This is a genomic window from Idiomarina sp. UBA3176 (assembly GCF_002364295.1).
Taxonomy (GTDB): domain Bacteria; phylum Pseudomonadota; class Gammaproteobacteria; order Enterobacterales; family Alteromonadaceae; genus Idiomarina; species Idiomarina loihiensis.
The window spans coordinates 32,845-52,700 of sequence record NZ_DEXU01000001.1; the positions used below are offsets into that span (position 1 = coordinate 32,845).

Consider the following 19,856-nt stretch of genomic DNA (forward strand, 5'->3'; position numbering starts at 1 on the left):
TTCGGGTTAATGATAGCAAAATAGAACTAATGGGCATTCTCGGCGGTCAAGATGCAGAGCAGTGACCATGACACTTAACCCGCGCAACAAGACAGTTGTTCCACATCTTTGCTGAACGTTTGGGCACAGAGTTTCAAACCCTCCACCATTGTCAGGTATGGGAAAAGCCCATCAGCAACTTCATCAACGGTCATTTTAGCCCTAAGTGCCATCGCTGCGGTTTGAATCAGTTCTCCCGCTTCTCCGGCCACACACTGAACACCCAACAGTTGCCCGCTATTGCGCTCGGCGATGATTTTAATGAACCCCAATGTATCGAAATTGACCAGTGCTCGCGGCACGTTATCCAGATTCAGTGTGCGGCTATCGGCATCATACCCCTGGGCTTCAGCGCCTGCCTCAGAAAGACCAACAGTCGCAATTTGCGGGTCGGTAAAAATAACCTCGGGCATGGTACTAAGATCAAGCCTGGCATCGCCGCCCGTCATATTAATAGCCGCTCGATTGCCCCCCGCGGCAGCCACGTAAACAAACTGAGGTTGACTGGTGCAGTCGCCTGCCGCATATATGTCTGAGCAAGTGGTTTGCATACCGCTATCAACCGTTATCGCACCGCGCTCAGTGTCAACGCCAAGCGCCTCTAGATTCAACATTTCAGTATTCGGAGTACGCCCCGTAGCCACCAGAAGCTGATCAGCGTGTAGTACGCCTTGATTGGTTTGCAGAGTATATGTTTGCCCATCATACACAACCTGACTCGCTTCAGTATTTTCAAGCACATTGATACCTTCCCGGAGAAAAGCAGCATTGATGGTTTCACCGATATCCGCGTCGTTTTGCGATAACAGCCGACTGCGTGCTAAAACCGTTACGTCACTACCAAGACGACTAAATGCCTGAGCAAGCTCGAGTGCGACCACCGAACCACCGATAACAGCAAGACGCTCCGGGATATGTGTTAACTCTAGCGCGCTTGTTGAAGTTAAGTAAGGCGTATCGGACAAACCGGGAAAAGCCGGTATTGCCGGTCGGGCGCCGGTACCGATGAAAGCCCGGTCAAATGTCACGGTTTGCTCGTTACCGTCGCTGAGCGCAACCGCCAGCGTGCGCTCGCTAACGAACCGCGCCTCGCCTTTGAGAACGGTAATAGCGGTATTGTCGCTGAGAATACTCTGGTACTTGGACTCGCGCAGCTCCTCCACCCGTGCTTGCTGCTGAGTCAATAGCGCCGGCCGGTTCACCTCCGGTGTCTGGGCGCTTAGGCCGTCATCGAACGGACTTTCCCGGCGAAGGTGTGCAATGTGAGCCGCCCGGATCATGATTTTAGAAGGAACACAGCCAATGTTGACACAGGTTCCGCCGATAGTACCACGCTCAATTAGTGTCACCCGGGCACCGTGTTCAGTCGCTTTCAAGGCGGCAGCCATGGCTGCGCCACCGCTACCAATCACTGCAATATGCAGATTGTTATCACTCATAAACCTTACTCCTGTGTCACCGAGGCTTTTTTCAATGTGGATGGATAACCCGCATCAGTGGTTGCTTGAGTCAACGCCTCAACGGAGGTTTTCGCATCGTCGAACGTCACCGTTGCGTCCCGCTCTTCATAACGAACGTCGACGGCGTTAACTCCTTCGACCTGTCTCAGTGCCGCTTTCACCGTAATAGGACAGGTCACACACGTCATTCCGGGAACCGATAACGTGACGGTTTGCTTAGCTGCTAAAGTGGGTAAGCTAAACAATAAGAACAATAAGGTTGTGGTCATTAATTTTTTCATCGTGTATTGCCTCTTAATAAAAGAAAGGTACAACATAGGGGTATAACATCGCGGTTAATATAAGCACTGCAACCAGCCAGAACGTCACTTTATAACCCGCACGCACTTTTGGCCTTGCGCAAATATCGTCTGGCCCGCAATTACCAACAGGACGGTATATCCGGCGCCAGGCGAAGAACAAAGCAATCAGTGCAATGGCAATGAATGCCGGACGATATGGCTCAAGTGCTGTCAGGGTTCCAATCCATGCACCGGACACTCCGAGAGAGAGTAACAACAGCGGTCCCAAACAACACGCTGAAGCCAATAACGCTGCAACGCCGCCCGCAATAAGAGAACCTCGTCCAGATTTAGAGTTTGGCATAACAATAACCTCCTGCGTAAGTGTATTGATTTATGCTAACCTTAGAGCCGTATCTAGGTACAGAGTCAACCGTTATGTCAGAAAAACAAGAGCTGATGACAATTGGTACGCTGGCCGCCGCCGCTGGCGTAAATGTCGAGACAATTCGTTATTATCAGCGAAGAGCGTTAATGGCAGAGCCCGAGAAGCCGTACGGAGGGATTCGCCATTACGACAGTCATGCGTTACAACGACTTCACTTTATTCGCACGTCTCAATGGCTTGGTTTTAGCCTGGATGAAATCGCAGAGCTATTAAAACTGCAGGATGGCGTTCATTGTGATGAAGCTAGAGAGCTAGGAGAGCAAAAACTCGTTAGCGTTAGGCAAAAACTATCGCATTTACAACATATTGAACGCGCTTTGAGTGGTCTGGTTCAGCAATGCAGCGCCCAACAGGGCGCTGTTTATTGTCCTTTAATGGCCTCCCTTAATGAAGGCCTTGAAAATACCGTTAAAAAGAAATCGTAAAGCGCTTAAATAGCCAACTAGTCTCCGCGGCCGAGCCAAATTTATTTGCATCATTTTTTCCTTAAAAATATTGCAAATCAAAAACGCGGCTATTTATTCCTATAAATAGCCGCACTTAAGCTTAGGCACATGCCTTATATCGCCTAACTACCCTGCTTCTTTTCCTCACTTTGGTGTTCCATCATTTGCTCCATCATCTTTTGCATCATATCCATTCGATGCTCCATCATTTTCATTTTTTTCATCATATGCTCTTTGCCCGTTGACTCTGCTTGATCTCCCTTTTTATGTTCTCCCTTATTCATGCCCTTATCCATCCCATGGTTCATCATTTGCATTCCCTTCTGCATTGACTCCATATGTTTTTGCATGAGTTCTTTACGCTTCTTGGGGTCAGATTCGCTTTTTATTTTTTTCATAGCGTCGCGCATTTCCTGCATGTGCTCATGCATTGATGTCATTTTTTCATGGTGCATCATTCCACTCATTGAACCTTTTTGATCATCACCATGTTTATGCTGTGCGTCAGCAAATACAGGTGAGGCCATTAAGGCTGTGATCGTTAAAGCTGAAAGTACTTTTTTCATTTTATTACCCTCTTGATTACGACCAAATTGTATTGGTCTCATTAATTTGACGTTATTTCACTATAGTTAAATCGTGGAACCCACGCTGGCGTAGACTCCATATAACGGTGATATTCATCACCGAATTCTTCAATTTCTTCGATGAAATTGAATTTCATCAAAGCTAACGAAAAACTTTTAAAGTTCGTATTGTAACCTGGACGTTTTAAGCCATTTAACCGACAACTATCTTTCCCCGGTACATTTGCATCTGGCAATGAAAGTCGTACTCTCCAGTTTCCAGTGCTGGTATTTGAATTGGCTTTAATTTGTTAGAAGGCAACGTTTCACTGATTTCCAGTTCAGGAATAAGCAAAGTTTCAGAGCAAGGGGACTGATCTTTCCGCAGGAACTTAAGCTCCGTCGGCTTGCCTTTTGATATTTTTATTCGCGATGGCGAGTAAGTACCGTTTTCAACGGTAATGACAAGCACCCCTTCTTCCACCTGTCTCTCCGCAGGTTTATAAAGCCAAAACCACCAGACGATCAGTGCTATCAAAGCGATACCAGCAATATTAATAAATAACATGTTTATTCTCCTGAATACGCCACAGTTAAAAGATGCATTAATGTTTCTTGGCTTTAAAAAAGCGTAACCGATTAGCGTTACTCACTACCGTAAGCGACGAAAAAGCCATTGCTGCACCGGCAATAACCGGACTCAATAGCACTCCGAAGAACGGATACAGAACGCCTGCGGCAAAAGGAATACCTGCCACGTTGTAAATAAAAGCACCAAATAAGTTTTGCTTAATGTTGCGTAGTGTGGCCTTGCTTACCGCGACCGCATCGGCAAGCCCGTGCAACGAGCCACGCATCAATGTAATATCAGCACTTTCAATAGCGACGTCCGTGCCCGTACCAATAGCAAACCCCACATTGGCAATAGCCAACGCTGGCGCGTCGTTGATACCGTCGCCTGTCATGCCAACGATTTCGCCTTCCATTTGAAGTTCCTGAACTTTTTCCGACTTTTCTTCCGGTAAAACCTCAGCAAAAAACTCTTCAATACCGGCTTTTTTAGCAACAGCTTTTGCAGTTGCGCGATTATCGCCAGTCAGCATCACTACCCGCATGCCATTGTCCTTCAAACGTTTAATGGCAGCGATAGAGTCTTCTTTTATAGGGTCGGCTACAGCGATGATTGCGGCCAGCTGGTTATCGACAGTTAAGTACATAGGCGTCTTAGCTTCGGTAGCCAGAACTTGAGCTTTTTCGACAAAATTACCCAAGTCGATATTACGCTCACGCATCAATTTTTCATTACCAAAAAGAAGTGTTTTACCTTCTACTTTTGCCTGTACACCATGACCCGCAATGGCGCTAAAATTAGAAACTTTTCCTGTTTCAATACCTTTTTCCATAGCTGACTCAACTATCGCCTGTGCCAAAGGATGTTCAGAGCCTGATTCAAGCGTCGCAGCAAGGCGTAATACCGTCTGCTCGTCATACTCACGCGCCACTAACACATCAGTGACCTTAGGCGAGCCCAGAGTAATCGTGCCTGTTTTATCCAGAATCATAGCCGATATCTTTGACGCAGTTTGTAGCGCTTCACCATTACGAATAAGCACACCCGCTTCAGCAGCTTTCCCCACACCCACCATCACCGACATAGGGGTAGCAAGACCTAATGCACAGGGACAGGCGATAATCAGCACAGTAGTAGCCGATACAACTGCGAAAGCTAACGCGGGATCTGGGCCAAAATTGAGCCAAAACAATGCGCTAGTAACAGCAATAATCATAACGACGGGGACAAAGTAGGCGGAGATGACGTCAGCCAGACGACCTATCGGAGGTTTGGAGTTTTGAGCACGTTTCACCATGTTAATAATTTGAGCAAGAGCAGTGTCCTTTCCTACACGTCTCGCTTTGAACAAAATGGAGCCGCTCTTATTTATCGTCCCTGCTGCAACAGTATCTCCGACCGCCTTTTCCACAGGCATTGGCTCCCCTGTTAACATGGACTCATCAATGGCCGTGTGTCCTTCAGTTACCTCACCATCCACAGGAATCTTTTCACCGGGGCGAACACGCACCACATCATCTTTGAGCACCTCTTCAATAGGGATATCCAACTGTTTATCATCACGGACGACACGAGCTGTTTTAGCTTGTAAGCCAATAAGGCGCTTTATGGCTTCGGACGTACGCCCCCGAGCCTTCAGTTCAAGTGCCAGCCCCAAATTGATCAATCCAATAATCATAGCGGATGCTTCGAAGTAAACATGACGCGCCATCTCTGGAACCAGATGCGGAACTAACACAACAACCATGGAATAAAGCCAAGCGGTTCCCGTACCAAGTGCAATCAACGTGTCCATATTCGCTGAATGGTTTTTAAAGGACTGCCAGGCACCAACGAAAAAGTGTTTACCAGAAAAGTAAAGTACGCCCAAGGTCAAAATTCCCACCAGTAGCCATACTAAACGTTCTGTGGTGGTGGTAACCGGCATTTCGCCAACGAAAAGGCTGTAAATCATCAACGGCACACCTAACGACAACGCAACGGTCATTTCACGCATCAATCGCTTATAGTAAGCCCAGTCGGCTTGTTCTTTTTTTGCCAACGCATCATCTTCACTTTCAGAAGTGGCTACTTTAGCGCTATACCCCGCCTTCTCTACCGCTTTCACTAAAGCGCTCGGATTTGCTGTTCCAGTCACACTGACCGTTCGCTGGGCAAAGTTCATCTCTGCATTTTCCACGCCGGATACAGACTTTAATGCACTCTCGATTTTGCCAACACAACTCGCGCAACCGGCTCCCTCGATAATGAGTTCCTCAATGGAACTACTACGAACGTCTTCAGTTTTTACACCCATACCAGTGCTCCTTATTTACGGGAAACCAGCCAAGCAACGGCTACTTCCCGCAAAGTACCAACGATAAAATTTTCACTCACTACATATCCGAAAATCGATTCGCAGTTTGCACCATTCGTTTAATTTCATTTTCTTCAACGTCTTTTACCGTCTCTAACAGCTCTTTTGCGCTGTCAATATCAACACGGGAATATAAGTGCTCATAAAGCTCTATGACTTGCTCATGATGGTTTACAATCTTCTCCATAATGTGATCGGTATCTAACTCTTTAAAAGGCGAATCGCAGTGCCCATGCTCAACGATGGGGTGTTTCCCAATATAGTCATAACACCAAGTGTCTAATGCATTCCGGTTTGCTGTATTCCTGAAGCCGTCGACCATTCGCGCTAAGCTCGCTTCATGACCCGACACGTAGTTTAGAATCATCCGAGCTCGTTCATCTTGGTTCTGTTTAGAGCAGTGAGTGACACACTCCTTTAGGTTTTTGTGGAAATCAACTGTCCAACTCAACACATCTTTGATTGTTTCTATTTGCATTTTTGACTCCTTACCTATAATTAAACGTTACTTTCGTTTGTTCTTGGCACCTGGCGGACTTCTGTGACAACTCCACGGTGTATGCTCCGCATTATCCTTAATATTTTGATCAATAAATTTGTAGTATTCCTCTTTCAAATGAGTCCACCAGCCATTATTTATTTCAATACCAAACTTTCCGAGCTTTTCCTCTATCACGTTCAAATCGACTTTAGAGGCATCATAAGCGACCGATAACAAGTTATGTTCAGAATCGTAGGCAACGCTATCAAGACCAACCAAGAGATCGATTTCGTTAATCGCTTCGCGAACTTCTTTCACACTCTCAGTGTTTAGCTTTAACGTGCGATTGACTAAGTTAATTTCACGCACTCCGGCTCTATGATCGTTAGTTGACATCAGTACTGTCCTATTTATTAAAACTATTAATATACTTCAGGTCGATGTTGGCGCGATATTAGCGTTGTAACGAGAGTTCTTTATCAGTCGCTGCTCGTTTGTCGTGAACCCAAATCAATTCATCGATTGGCGAGATAGAGACTAATCCCTCGTTAGGTACCCCAGTATGGGCCGCTTCAACTACCAAAAACGCAACGTCGCGCGCGTCATCACTGTTCACATAAACTTCGAGCTGTACGTGATCAACTAAGTGATCATCGTTATAACTATCAAAGTAGTAACCTCGTCCTCGCACGGGAAACAACGTAAAGCCGCTAACGCCACAACCGACCAAAGCCTCTTCCACTGCGTCTTGTCGCAATTGATCAAAAATAGCAGTTATTTTAGATAGGTTCATATATCCTCCTACACGCCTTAAGTCCCTTAACTTAGGGGCGCATACGGCATGATTAAATTTCGAAAAAAGTATTACTTGAAATTTAGCAGGCGCTATTTCGGAGGATAAAAAATATCAAAAGACATTTGCTTAACGTTTCCTTCATATGACAGCGGGAACTGCAAATAGCCAGTTGACTTTATGGGGAAATTGAATGGGATTAAGACTAAAGGAGAGCTTGCAGAGTTGCACTCCGCATCCATTAAACATGTATCTGCAGAATCTGTTAAACAGTAACAGCACGTTTTACTGGCAGATTGTTCATCGCCATCACAGTGCATGTTGTTTTTTCTTTCGTTTGCAACATCCGTCTGATTAACGTTGATTACGTGCTCTGCGCTGGAGGCAGTATTATGGGCAGGAGCAGCTGGGAAGGATAGCTGAATCACTATTCCCAGCATAAGCACAACTAACAATTTTGTTTGAACCATATGTGTTCTCCCAATCCCAAATTTTAACCTAGCATACTTATTAGCGCACACCATTGATCTTAATCAATGATGCGCAGCTCTTAACCAAAATAATCGGTCTTATACACACTTAACCTTCTGCCCGCGCCACAAGTAGTAAACAGCGGGTAACACTAGCAAGGTCAGAATAACAGCGCTTATCATTCCTCCAACCATTGGGGCGGCTATTCTGCTAACCACTTCAGCGCCAGTCCCTGTACTGAACATGATAGGCAATAGACCAGCGATTGTAGAAACCGCCGTCATCATAACGGGACGAACACGAAGCCCAGCCCCTTCCATTACAGCGCGAGAAATGCCGTCTTTAGTCAAAGCTTTACCTTGCTCTAACTGGCCTTGTTCGTATTCATTATAGGACTGATTAAGGTAAGTCAGCATTAATATCCCTATTTCTACGGTAACCCCCGCTAGCGCGATGAAGCCAACCGCTACCGCAACTGAGAAGTTATAATCTAAAAGATACATCAGCCAAATTGAGCCGACCAACGCAAGAGGCAAGGTCCCCAGTATGATCGCGATTTCCGTAGCATTTCGAAAGTTCATATATAAAAGAACGATAATAATCGCGAGTGTTAACGGAATAACGTAAGTTAACTTTTCCTTGGCTCTTTCCATATATTCGTACTGCCCGGACCAGGTGACTGAATACCCTGCAGGTAACTCAATTTCTTGATCTACGACCTTCATTGCTTTTTCAACATAAGTGCCGACATCAACACCCTCAATGTCGACAAAAGTCCAGCCATTGAGCCTTGCGTTTTCGCTTTTAATTGCCGGCGGTCCGAGTTCGACGTAGACATCAGCTACATCCGCCAAACTAATGCGCTGTCCATTTGGCGTAACTAAAGGTAGCTTTTTTAATTCTTCCGGCGAATCACGGTAATCTTGAGGGTAGCGCAAGTTTATTGGGTATCGTTCAAGCCCTTCAATGGTCTCTGAAACATTCATTCCACCAATAGCCGTGGCAACAACCTGCTGAACATCCTCAATGTTCAAGCCATAACGTGCAGCCTGCTCCCTTTTTATGTCAACTTTGACATAGCGTCCACCTGCCACTCGCTCTGAATAAACGGAAGCCGTACCATCGACATCTTCAAGTATTGTTTCAAGCTGCTGGCCGATCTTCTGAATTTCATTAAGATCAGCTCCGGCAACTTTTATACCTACCGGCGTTTTGATACCTGTCGATAGCATATCGATGCGAGTTTTAATGGGGTAAACCCACGCATTTGTCAGCCCCGGAAACTTTACAAGCGCATCCAGTTCTCTTTTCAACTTCTCAGTGGTCATACCGTCTCGCCACTGATCTTTCGGTTTCAGTTGAATAAAGGTTTCAATCATCGTTAAGGGTGCCGGGTCGGTGGCGGTATCTGCTCGGCCAATTTTGCCAAAAACCGTCTTCACTTCCGGTACTGTTTTTATTAGCTTGTCGGTTTGCTGTAAGAGCTCTCTTGCTTTACCAATTGATAACCCCGGATAGGTAGTTGGCATATACATCAAATCGCCCTCATCCAAATCTGGAATAAATTCACTACCAATTTTGTCAATCGGCCAGATACCGACGGCCAGGATAACAAGCGCTCCCACAACTGCTGTCTTTGGGTATTTCAAAATGCCTTTTAAAAGCGGTTTATACCCAGCGATCAATAACCGGTTAAGCGGGTTTTTCCCTTCAGGTGTTACTTTTCCTCTAATAAAGTACCCCATCAACACAGGGATAACGGTAACCGCTAAGGCTGCACTGGCCGCCATTGCATAGGTTTTCGTGAAAGCAAGCGGAGAAAACATCCGTCCTTCCTGGGCTTCTAAGGTGAACACCGGCATGAAGCTGACGGTAATAATGAGCAAGCTAAAGAAAAGTGCAGGGCCTACCTCTGAAGCAGAGGCCGCAACCACCCGCCAGCGGTTCTCTGGTGTCAGTGGCGTTTTTTCCATATGCTTATGCATATTTTCAATCATGACTATGGCGCCATCGAGCATAGCCCCAATAGCAATTGCGATCCCCCCAAGCGACATAATGTTCGCGTTAATTCCCTGCCAATACATAACAATAAACGCGGTTAAAATACCCAAAGGTAAGCTGATAACAGCAACCAGCGAGGAGCGCACATGAAAAAGAAATATGACACAGATAAACGCGACAATCGCGAGTTCTTCGATTAAACTTTTCCAGAGACTTTCCACGGCATCCGAGATAAGCCCCGAACGGTCATAGACAGTGACTATATCGACACCCTCTGGTAGCCCAGATTTTAATTCCTCCAACTTTTGTTTAACGCCATCAATCGTTTTTTGGGCATTCTCTCCGAAGCGCATTACAACAATACCACCGACGGCTTCTCCTTCACCGTTGAATTCGGCTATACCACGCCTCATTTGGGGGCCCACGCCCACATCAGCAACATCTTTAAGCAATAATGGCGTGCCATTTTCATCAACGCCAAGCGGAATACTCTCTAAGTCTGACACACCATCAATATAGCCTGAAGCCCGAACCATATACTCAGCTTCCGCCATCTCAACCACCGAAGCCCCCACTTCCTGATTGCCTCGCTGGATAGCATTTTGTATGTGAGCAAGGGGAATATCGAATGCGCGCAGCTTCTCCGGATCAACTTTCACCTGGTACTGCTTTACCATCCCGCCCAGGGCAGCAACTTCCGAAACTCCTTCGACCGTTTGCAGTTCATACTTTAAAAACCAGTCCTGCATACTGCGTAACTCACCCAAATTGTGATTTCCCGTACGATCAACCAAGGCATACAAATACACCCAACCAACCCCTGTTGCATCAGGGCCTAATTGTGGTCTTGCATTAGAAGGCAATGTGGGAGCAACCTGAGATAAATATTCAAGCACTCGCGAACGTGCCCAGTAAGCGTCCGTACCCTCGTCAAAAATGACATACACATAGGAGTCGCCGAAAAACGAATATCCACGAACGGTTTTAGCTCCCGGCACAGACAACATAGCTGTCGTTAATGGATAGGTCACTTGATCTTCTACTACTTGCGGCGCTTGACCCGGATAGCTGGTTTTAATAATCACCTGGACATCCGACAAGTCCGGCAGGGCATCTACTGGTGTATTCTTGACCGCAAAAGCACCAACACCCACGAGGATTAATGTCGCTAGAAGAACGAAAAAACGGTTGCTCACTGACCATCGAATGACTGACTTAATCATGGCTATGCTCCTGCTCTGTCACTTGTTCTTGCTCAGGAATATGAATAGATGTGAGCTGGTACCGTTGCTCGCCGACTTGCGTTATCTCCGCATGCAAGGATAAACCCGTGCTAAGCTTAGAAAGTTCAACATCAGACGCAACATCGAAGTCCATCGTCATTGCAGGCCAGTCCCACTCAGAAATCTCACCGTGCTCCAGCGTAACCATCGAGTGCTGAGGCATAACACTTTTAACGGTTGCTTCAACCCAGACAGCTTGGGCTGCTGCGTCACTTGACATGCTGCCATGGCTCTCGTTATCGGCATGAGTGTCATGTTGCATGCGCTTAAAGTCAGAAGATTTACTGGATTCAGAATCAATCAAAAACTGAGCTGAAGTAACTATGTCATCACCTGCCATAAGACCCGATAAAATCTCAACTCGCGAGCTACCTAACCGCCCAACGTCAACATTAACTGATTTAAATTTACCATCACCCAGTGCCAGGACAACTCGGTTCGAATCACCCATTCGGATAAGCGCTTCTTTAGGGATGATTAAGTTTTTGTCGCCTAAACCAGCATTAATGTTAAGATTCGCAAACATGCCCGGTTTTAAAAAGCCATCTGGGTTATCGAAGTGAATTCGAACTTGTCCCGTCCGAGTTTTAGGGTTAAGTGACGGATAGACGTAATCAACCTTCCCTTGCCACTCTTTACCTGGGGCATACTCGAGGTTCATTTGAACGTCATTGCCTACCTCAACCTGGTTCAATTGCCGCTCAAAGACTTCTGCAATAACCCATATTTTATCCAGTTGGGCAATGGTCATTAAATTCATACTCGGCTTTACAAACCTACCTTCACGCACAGTCAGTTTATCCAATACCCCTGACTGCTTTGCTTTTACCGTGATTGTTTTCTGAATTTTATGAGTCTTTTTTAACTTCTTAATCTCAGATTCAGAGACTTGCAGGGCTCTTAGGCGTTCTTCAGCGGCATCGATTAGAACCTGATTACCTCTTTGCGAGGCCAATACAAGCTCCTCTTGCGCATTAACCATTTCAGGAGAGTAAATACTGTATAAAGGCTCGCCTGCTTTAACCGAGTTACCAACCGCTTTTACGAAAAGCTTTTCAATCCAGCCTTCAACACGGGGACTTACTGTCAGCACTCGGTTCTCATCAAACTGAACATAACCGACCGTTTCGATATCCAGGTTGAGTCTCGAGGAAGTGACGGTTGCAGTTGTAACCCCAAGGTTGTTAATAACGTCGGGATCAATTCTCACCGTACCAGGTGAACTTTCTCCCGCATCATCGCCATAGAACGGAATAAGATCCATCCCCATCGGAGACTTTCCTGGCTTGTCTCGGCGATAATTGGGATCCATCGGAGCCACCCAATATAACGGCTCTTTTTCTGCATTGCCCGATGAACGATCAGACACTTCAGTCGATTGCATTAAATAGCCAATAGCGCCAGCGCCAACTGCAAAGCCTACAGCTAAGCTTATAAGAGATTTGGTGACTGTTTTCATTTTACACTCCCGAAAGTAATAAGTAGTTTGCTTCGGCAATCAATTTTTGGCGGTTGATAGCGATTGCTAATGCATCAATTTTTGCGTTGACTTCCGCAATCTGTGACCGTACCGCCTCCGCAAAGTCGCCATCATCATTGTTGTAGGCTGTCAATGCGGCTTCAGACTGGGCGGACATTTGTGGAAGTAGCTCTTCGTGATATAGGGCAGCACGTTCATTCAAGCGGTTGAGTTGTAAAAACGTACTGCGTAAATTGGCTATTAACTGCCTGGCAACCAATAACTTCTCAGTTTTTTTCGCTTCCGTTTTAAACTTTGCTGAACGTACCTGCTTATCCTGTTTGTTATCAGTAAATAAAGGGACATCGAACGTAACCCCGGCTGACAACAAGTTGGCACGGTCATTGCCGCTTGGATCGTCGTTTCTATGGCCATATTTCAGATTGGCTGACCATTGCGGTTTATAACCTTGCTGAGCGAGCTCGACAGACGTCTCCGACGCCAAAATGTCTTGATCGGTCGCTTGCAAAACCGGGTGTTCTTTTATCAATTCGTACAAGGCTTGTTCCGGTATTGTCGAAGGTGATAGCAATGTCTTCTTCAGCGTAAGACTCGGAAGGTCATCCGGTAACGTTGATTTCGCTATAACACCTATCCATTCCGACAGTTCGCTTTGAAGTCGCTCCTCTTTTTGTCGCAGTGATGTCAACCGATCATCCAGGCGTGTAAGTTCAAGTTGGGCTCTAATAACATCTTGCTGCCGTGCTTTTCCCTCGGTACTGGTATAACTCGCCTTAGCGGTTGACACTAACTGTTCAAAAAGCGCTCTATCCGATTCAATCAAGCGGATACTTTGCTGAGAGAAAAAAACATCTAACCACAACTTAGTGACCGTTGTTTTGACTTTAGCAATGCGATCCGCTCTCAAAAGCGGTTGTTTTTGAGCTAATTGGTTTTTCTGCTTACGAGACAACGATAATGTGTCTCCTCTGGGAAATGCTTGTGAAACACCGACGACTAACTGGGTCATCCCTTCCTGTCTTGAACTAAAACTGTCAACAGGGAAACTGGCAGCCGTGAGTGATATTTTAGGGTCAGGCAAACTGGAAGAGGCTATTGCTTCACTCGCGAATGCCTCTTGGGTTTGCTTACTTGCCGTTAACCAAGGATCTTCTTGTACAGCGATACTCACTGCTTCTTGCAAATTCAAAAGTGGCTCTTGTGCACTAACAACATTTGGCACTACTGCAGTCAGAACACCTAAATAAGCCATTCTTCTTAAAAGTTTCATATTGTTACTCTCAAAAACTGTGAATTTTTAGATTCAACACAGACCAAGCTATGAATCAGAGCGTAACGAGGACGACGAGCGGCGTCGTAACAACAATGAGCGAACCAAAGCTTATAGCTGTGCTTTTACCTGAGCGATAGACGCGCCAGGATCGAGAAATCCCGTATTTTTAAGAGTGGATTGGGGGGCGGAAAAGCGAGAGTGAGTGTTTTTCTTTAATATTCGTATCTAAGAATGAGGTAGCATTAAAAAGCAGCTTATCAACAGGCGGAACAGTCGATTGCTCAGAATAAACGACAGTAATTGACGGACTGTAACAATGTCGCATCATTGAATCAGAGCAACAATTATCGGTAAGAGAGTGCGACACTTCGCAATCAGCAAGATCACAAACCTGCTCAGTAGAATCGTGCATACATGCCTCTTCCGTACTGATAGTTTGTGAAAATGACATTGTTGTTACTGCCAATAGCAATAGAGCAATGATTAAACGATACATGCGAAGTTCTGCTGTAAAAACATGCTTGAAGTGTATATCTTTTTGCTGATAAAGATCAATCAATTAAAAGAGGTACTCATAGCGAGGTAGTCAATCCAGGTGGCGATACGACTGCTATATCACCACCCAGATTTACGACTAACTTAGGCGATTTTAAAGTCTAAATACCAAAGTCATCGAACTTTATGCGTTCTCGCGGAATACCAAAGTCAGCAAGAGACTTTAACGTTGCTTCTAGCATCGGCGGAGGACCACACACGTAAATATCTAATGTTTCTTTGTTTTTGCCGGCCAACCGCTTCATTGCGGTTTCGTGCACAAAACCAGTTGGTCCAGTCCAGTCATCCGACTTGGCGCTCTCAGAAAGAACAGGTATATAAGTTAACCCCTCTTCTCTTTCAAACTCGTTTCTATAACAGAGTTCCTTTTCATATCGAGCACCGTAAAAGAATATGCAACGACGAGGAGAATCTGCTGCTAATTCACTTTGTATTAACGCTCTTAACGGTGCAACACCTGCGCCGCCTCCGATAAAGACTTGCGTGTGATTATTTTGTTTCGTCAGCTGAAAGTCACCAAATGGTCCTACAGCATCGACACTCGCACCAGCCTCCAGGTTACATAGGTAGCTTGAACCGATACCTGGGGGAATCCCTTCGCTTGGCGATGGCAGCTGCCTTATGTTAAATACAAACCGAGTCGGGTGAGGCCGCGTAGCAACCGAGTAATGCCGTGACAATATTTCGTTTATATGTGGAATACGGAACTGCATAAATTGCCCGGCTTCATAACTAACGGGGTCTGAACTTACAAAAGTAAGCTCCATAATGGATGGAGTGAGTTGCCGCTTTGAATCAAGTGTTAAAGCAATATCATCGACCCCGGCATTATGCAGCTTAACGTCATAATTGGATGACGTTCTGTGTTGACAAGATAGGCGCGTTCCTGCTTCTAATTCGTTGGCGCTCAATAACGCTTTATCAGCTGCTTTCGGGCTGGGTATATTGCTGCCTTGCAGTGTCACTTTACATAACCCACAGGTACCGCCTCCGCCACAATTACTCGCAATTGGTTGCCCTTTCTGCTGAAAATATTCTAGCCACGTTTTCTTACGTTTTGGATTAAAGTCACCGTTAGTAATATTTCGGCCTAAGAGAATTAAACCGGATAATGAAAACCAAAGAGCGAATAACCCTGCACTCCATATCAATAGGTGATTAAAACTTCGACCGCCCGTGTAATCCATAAAGTGCAAACGAAACGCCCAGTCAGCGATTGTCCATGGTGTATTACGATGTTCCACAACCTGAGATGACGCTTCATCGATATATATTCGAGTGTTAAGATCATCTTCGATATCAATGCGGAATCCTGAGGCATTCCAGCCATTCACTTCATCGCTCCCGGTGACTTTCTCAACCCTTTCAACCTGGCCCGGTCCATTGTAGCTATTCAGCGCTAATTGGGTCGCCAAAGCTTGGTCCGTGGACCACCGTTCCCCCGTATCAGCGTTGAAGTAACGCAACCGCTCACTTGGCAGAGACACCTGATACTGACTTACCCCGGCAACACTGACCAGCTCAATTGAGTGAGCTGAGGGAAATCGTTGATGCATTTCAGTAACATCGATTTGAGGCGCTATTTTTTTAAGTGGGGGTTCAGAGTTTTTTGAGACCATATATTGATGGCCTGACATTCCGTGGTGTCCGGTTAAGCTAAAAAATAACCCACTCACTAGCCACAAAGCGACTTGAATCACTAAAACCAAACTCACCCAACGATGAAGCCATTGCATAAACCTTATCATTGAGCACCCCCAGTCGATTTTCTCTTAAACGTAATCGTATAAAAAAGCAGGACAGTGCCCGTTATCATTAAAATAAACGTACCGATAATAAAGCCCTTTAACCACCAGGTCTCGATATCCACACGCTCGTCGTAGTCCATTATGTGTAACATCCAGGCGATATCAAACCCCCGCCAAAACGTATGTCGCTTTACCAAAAGCTCCCCGGTCGTTTCAGATAAATACAGACTGGTATTACCGAAATCATCATAATTTACCTGCCAAATCGGTAACAAAGCACCACTCACTTCTGTTGGTGGGTTATCAGTCATATAAACGACCGATTCAATAGCGTCGGGATCCTTCGTGTAATATTGATTCGCTAACTCTTTAATGTGTTGTTCGGTTATATCAATACGCTGCAGCGACTCCGCATTAACTAAAAACGCTTCCTCGTTACTCTCTACTTTATACACCGGCTGTAACTTCTGATTCAGCGATACGCTTTTTAACGACGTTCTTCGTGTTTCTGGATAACGGCTCAACAGTTCATTTAAGCTTGATATTTCAGCACCTTTCGGTATTGGCTGGCTTATACCCTGAACTAAGTGATCGCCATGAATATAATCCAAATCGAAGAACACCATGTATGCGCCACTGACTGTCCAAATAATCATTTGCAGGCCAAAAATCAACGATAACCAACGGTGCCAAACTCGCCAGCTACTGGAGCGTTTCTTTTGAGTCATACTCTACCTCAAGTCTTATAAAAAAAGGCTGCCGCTCCCAGGGAAAAGCGACAGCCAGTTTGGTCATTAAAAGCTGTAACGTACCTTCAGATATAACTGACGGCCTAACAAGTCATACGTCATGGTGTCAGTATTGGCGTCCGTCCAACTTTGAATATAAGGCGGTTCTTTATCAAAAAGGTTATTAACCCCGCCAGTCACGCTCAGTTTTGAATTTACAAAATAAGTTCCCTGCACATTATGATAGAAAACACTGGGTGCGCGGGCTCCAATATCTCCCGGAGCAGCATTAATGTCATCGGCAGGCCCTATGTACTGAACTGAGTAATGTAGACGCCAGTCCTGCTTCATAAACGTTCCCGAAGCATTTGAACGCCAGTGCGTATAGCTTCCTCTGCCGCCGGTAATGTACCCAGCATATTCAATTTCATCCGCACCAACAAAAGGCGCAAATGTATACTCATTTAAGTAACTAACATTCCAACTGAAATCACTTTTCCAACCCAGCAGCTCGGTGTTATAAAACAAAGCGGTATCAATACCCGACACATTTTCAGTTGCGGCATTGGTAGGTTGAGCAGACAAAAAGTCAATATCGCCAGTTAAAGAGTCTCTCGTGAAATGCTCTGGACTGCAAAATGGGTGTGATAGATTTTCTGAGTTATAGCAGACAGACAGCTTCGTCGAACCGGGAATTGTTTGGATAGCATTCTCAATATCAATATCGTAGTAATCAACCGTCAATTGTAAATTGTCCGCCGAGCCGATATCCCATACAAAACCAGCAGTGAAAGTATCCGCGTCTTCCGGTTTTAAATCGGGGTTCCCACCCACAGTGGTCAGTACGGTTGCACCAAATTGTTCATACCCTGCAGGAACGCCGTCTGCTTGGCAATTTGCCGCCACAGTTGGGTTAGCACCGGCTTGATCCCATCCGTCACACGGATCCGTTGTTGTTAGATTTCCTTCAGCAACACCACCGAAGAGTTCAGGTATGTTCGGAATACGAAAAGCAGTTGACTGAGTAGCCCGCACTTTCAAAGCATCCGATACACGCCAGTGAACGCTCGCTTTGTAATTTCCATCACTACCAAAGGTGTCATAATCACTGTAACGATACGCTAAATCTAAATTCAACGACTGAACCAATGGTAAGTCAGCCAGCAACGGTAAAGAAGTTTCAGCGTAAACTTCATCAACTGTATAACTCCCTTCTATCGGGTCCGCCTGATTGGTATTCATAATGCCAGCAACAATTGATGAATCCGGATTTCGCCAACCTTCCTCTTTACGATGTTCAACACCAAATGCGACAGGCACCCATCCAGCAGGCATTTCAAATAAGTCGCCTGAAATGTTTGCGGTCAATGAGCGTTGTTCATTTCCCCCGTTATCGGTCGTGCGAAACATGATGTAATCCAATGCCTCTTGAGACAGATCCCCATAACCCAATAAGTCGATACAGGGAATGCCGTTGGAGCCACACGTATTCGGGTCTAAGCCCGCAGATAGACGCTGCATATTGACGATATTGGTCATACCGTCAATGGCTGTATTACGGCCATAGTTATAAGCAACTTCCCAGTTCCAACCTGAGCCAATAACACCATTCATGCCGACGACCGTTCTGAACGTATTAACATCTTGGAAGAACGTTCTTGGTCCACCTTCTAATAAGCGACGACCTTCAAGCCGAATGGTTTCGCCCGTTGGGTTTGTTGGGTGGCTGGCATCAAACTCAATACCTCTTAATGTTCCCGGCGTTGCTAATTGATCGGAGGTCCGGTTGCTGTATAAAACCTCAGCAAATACCGTCGCATCGGAAGACAGTTGATAATCCCCGAAAGCGGAGAAGTTCCAGTTTGTAATTGGGTTAACCGAATTTAAATAAGGAAAAAATGCAAAGTTATGTTCCTCAGCGCTGTAGGGTTCATAGAAATCACCATTACCGTCAGCATCTTGATTGAAGTTAATACGATCTCCAGCATTTGGACCCGTCAATATGGTTGCTCTCCCCCCAATGGTACTTGAGCTTCCGAAGCAATCCAGTTGGCCTGGTGTTAATTCACCCAAAGCACAACCGGCTTGATCGGCCATATTAACTTCGTCTGAGGAACGATAGCCTAATGTCGCCATTACGCGACCTTTGTCGTTGCTGGCGCCAAAGATCATATTAACTTTGCGATCTTGACCTTCACCATCATCTGTCGATCCTAAGCGCCCTTCGATAGTGAAGCCATCGTAACTTTTACGGGTGATAATATTCACCACGCCCGCAACGGCGTCCGCACCATATATCGCTGAAGCGCCATCTTTAAGAACCTCGATGCGCTGGATCATTTCAACCGGTATCATATTTAAGTCAACAGAGCTGTTTGCGCCGGTACCACCGTTAACAATACGACGACCATTCAGCAGTACAAGCGTTCGGTTAATGCCCAGCCCACGCAAGTTAACTTGAGCGGTGCCATAGCCGTTACCTGTCCAGTAGGCATTACTCTGGCTGCCAGCAAAACCAGCGGAGGCTGACATTCTCTGTAAAATCATTTCTACCGAGGTCATTCCCGATACTTCTATGTCTTCCGCCGTGAAAACCTGAACCGGAGCAGCACTTTCTGCTTCTATTCGCTGAATTCGCGAACCAGTCACCGTGATTTTCTCAACGTCTTCGGCTTGAGTATTATCAGGTTCTGACTGTGCCCAGACTGTTGTTGTATTAAAGAGTGCCGCAGATACGCCTATAGCGACAGCAGACTTAAGTAACTTTTGCATTTTGTCACCTCGATTAGATTATAATTATTTTACTTTCCGATTAGACTTCGTACTGCCATCTAAGTTGTTTATACAACTCTCAGAATAGAAACCTCAGAATTTTA

The 19,856-nt window shown here is 45.7% G+C and carries 17 protein-coding genes; 1 reads left to right on the forward strand and 16 read right to left on the reverse strand.

The window, feature by feature from the left end:
* Positions 1-74: 74 nt before the first annotated feature.
* From merA to merT, 3 genes are read right to left on the reverse strand one after another with little or no spacing between them, the layout of a single operon-like run.
* The gene (gene merA / locus B2U97_RS00155; protein ID WP_278355047.1) at positions 75-1,478 is read right to left on the reverse strand and encodes a mercury(II) reductase; all 1,404 of its coding nucleotides are present in this window, start codon (positions 1,476-1,478) and stop codon (positions 75-77) included.
* A gap of 5 nt (positions 1,479-1,483) precedes the next feature.
* The gene (gene merP / locus B2U97_RS00160) at positions 1,484-1,780 is read right to left on the reverse strand and encodes a mercury resistance system periplasmic binding protein MerP (RefSeq protein WP_114982375.1); all 297 of its coding nucleotides are present in this window, start codon (positions 1,778-1,780) and stop codon (positions 1,484-1,486) included.
* A 13-nt stretch (positions 1,781-1,793) separates the two neighbouring features.
* Positions 1,794-2,144, reverse strand: a complete 351-nt coding sequence (gene merT / locus B2U97_RS00165) for a mercuric ion transporter MerT (RefSeq protein WP_278355046.1) — start codon at positions 2,142-2,144, stop codon at positions 1,794-1,796.
* Positions 2,145-2,218: 74 nt separating this feature from the next.
* Between merT and merR the strand changes: the two genes are divergently transcribed.
* Positions 2,219-2,653 (forward strand): Hg(II)-responsive transcriptional regulator, encoded by a 435-nt coding sequence (gene merR / locus B2U97_RS00170; protein ID WP_278355095.1) that lies wholly within the window; start codon positions 2,219-2,221, stop codon positions 2,651-2,653.
* Between the two features lie 143 nt (positions 2,654-2,796).
* On the opposite strand, the gene B2U97_RS00175 is transcribed toward merR, so the two are convergent.
* From B2U97_RS00175 to B2U97_RS00235, 13 genes are all read right to left on the reverse strand, one after another.
* A complete protein-coding gene (locus B2U97_RS00175) occupies positions 2,797-3,240 on the reverse strand; it encodes a hypothetical protein (RefSeq protein ID WP_227016388.1) in 444 nt (147 codons plus the stop codon).
* 214 nt (positions 3,241-3,454) lie between these two features.
* Positions 3,455-3,808: a cupredoxin domain-containing protein gene (locus B2U97_RS00180; protein WP_278355045.1), complete on the reverse strand. Its 354-nt coding sequence runs from the start codon at positions 3,806-3,808 to the stop codon at positions 3,455-3,457.
* A gap of 37 nt (positions 3,809-3,845) precedes the next feature.
* A complete protein-coding gene (locus tag B2U97_RS00185) occupies positions 3,846-6,107 on the reverse strand; it encodes a heavy metal translocating P-type ATPase (RefSeq protein ID WP_278355044.1) in 2,262 nt (753 codons plus the stop codon).
* Positions 6,108-6,186: 79 nt separating this feature from the next.
* Positions 6,187-6,645, reverse strand: a complete 459-nt coding sequence (locus B2U97_RS00190) for an ATPase (RefSeq protein ID WP_278355043.1) — start codon at positions 6,643-6,645, stop codon at positions 6,187-6,189.
* 27 nt (positions 6,646-6,672) lie between these two features.
* Positions 6,673-7,044, reverse strand: coding sequence for a cation transporter (locus B2U97_RS00195; RefSeq protein ID WP_278355042.1), 372 nt, complete (start codon positions 7,042-7,044; stop codon positions 6,673-6,675).
* A 58-nt stretch (positions 7,045-7,102) separates the two neighbouring features.
* Positions 7,103-7,441, reverse strand: coding sequence for a P-II family nitrogen regulator (locus B2U97_RS00200; RefSeq protein ID WP_114982382.1), 339 nt, complete (start codon positions 7,439-7,441; stop codon positions 7,103-7,105).
* 92 nt (positions 7,442-7,533) lie between these two features.
* A complete protein-coding gene (locus B2U97_RS00205; RefSeq protein WP_114982383.1) occupies positions 7,534-7,911 on the reverse strand; it encodes a hypothetical protein in 378 nt (125 codons plus the stop codon).
* 99 nt (positions 7,912-8,010) lie between these two features.
* On the reverse strand, positions 8,011-11,136 hold the full coding sequence (locus B2U97_RS00210; protein ID WP_278355041.1) for an efflux RND transporter permease subunit: 3,126 nt from the start codon (positions 11,134-11,136) through the stop codon (positions 8,011-8,013).
* Positions 11,129-12,655 (reverse strand): efflux RND transporter periplasmic adaptor subunit, encoded by a 1,527-nt coding sequence (locus B2U97_RS00215; protein ID WP_286823900.1) that lies wholly within the window; start codon positions 12,653-12,655, stop codon positions 11,129-11,131. Before B2U97_RS00215 ends, B2U97_RS00210 begins: the two co-directional genes overlap by 8 nt.
* Position 12,656: 1 nt before the next feature.
* Entirely contained in the window at positions 12,657-13,946 is a 1,290-nt protein-coding gene (locus B2U97_RS00220) for a TolC family protein (RefSeq protein ID WP_278355039.1), read from the reverse strand.
* A 659-nt stretch (positions 13,947-14,605) separates the two neighbouring features.
* Positions 14,606-16,240, reverse strand: coding sequence for a PepSY domain-containing protein (locus B2U97_RS00225; protein ID WP_286823902.1), 1,635 nt, complete (start codon positions 16,238-16,240; stop codon positions 14,606-14,608).
* Between the two features lie 8 nt (positions 16,241-16,248).
* Positions 16,249-16,980, reverse strand: coding sequence for a hypothetical protein (locus tag B2U97_RS00230; RefSeq protein WP_286823904.1), 732 nt, complete (start codon positions 16,978-16,980; stop codon positions 16,249-16,251).
* Between the two features lie 66 nt (positions 16,981-17,046).
* Positions 17,047-19,752: a TonB-dependent receptor gene (locus tag B2U97_RS00235; RefSeq protein ID WP_286823906.1), complete on the reverse strand. Its 2,706-nt coding sequence runs from the start codon at positions 19,750-19,752 to the stop codon at positions 17,047-17,049.
* Between the last annotated feature and the right edge of the window lie 104 nt (positions 19,753-19,856).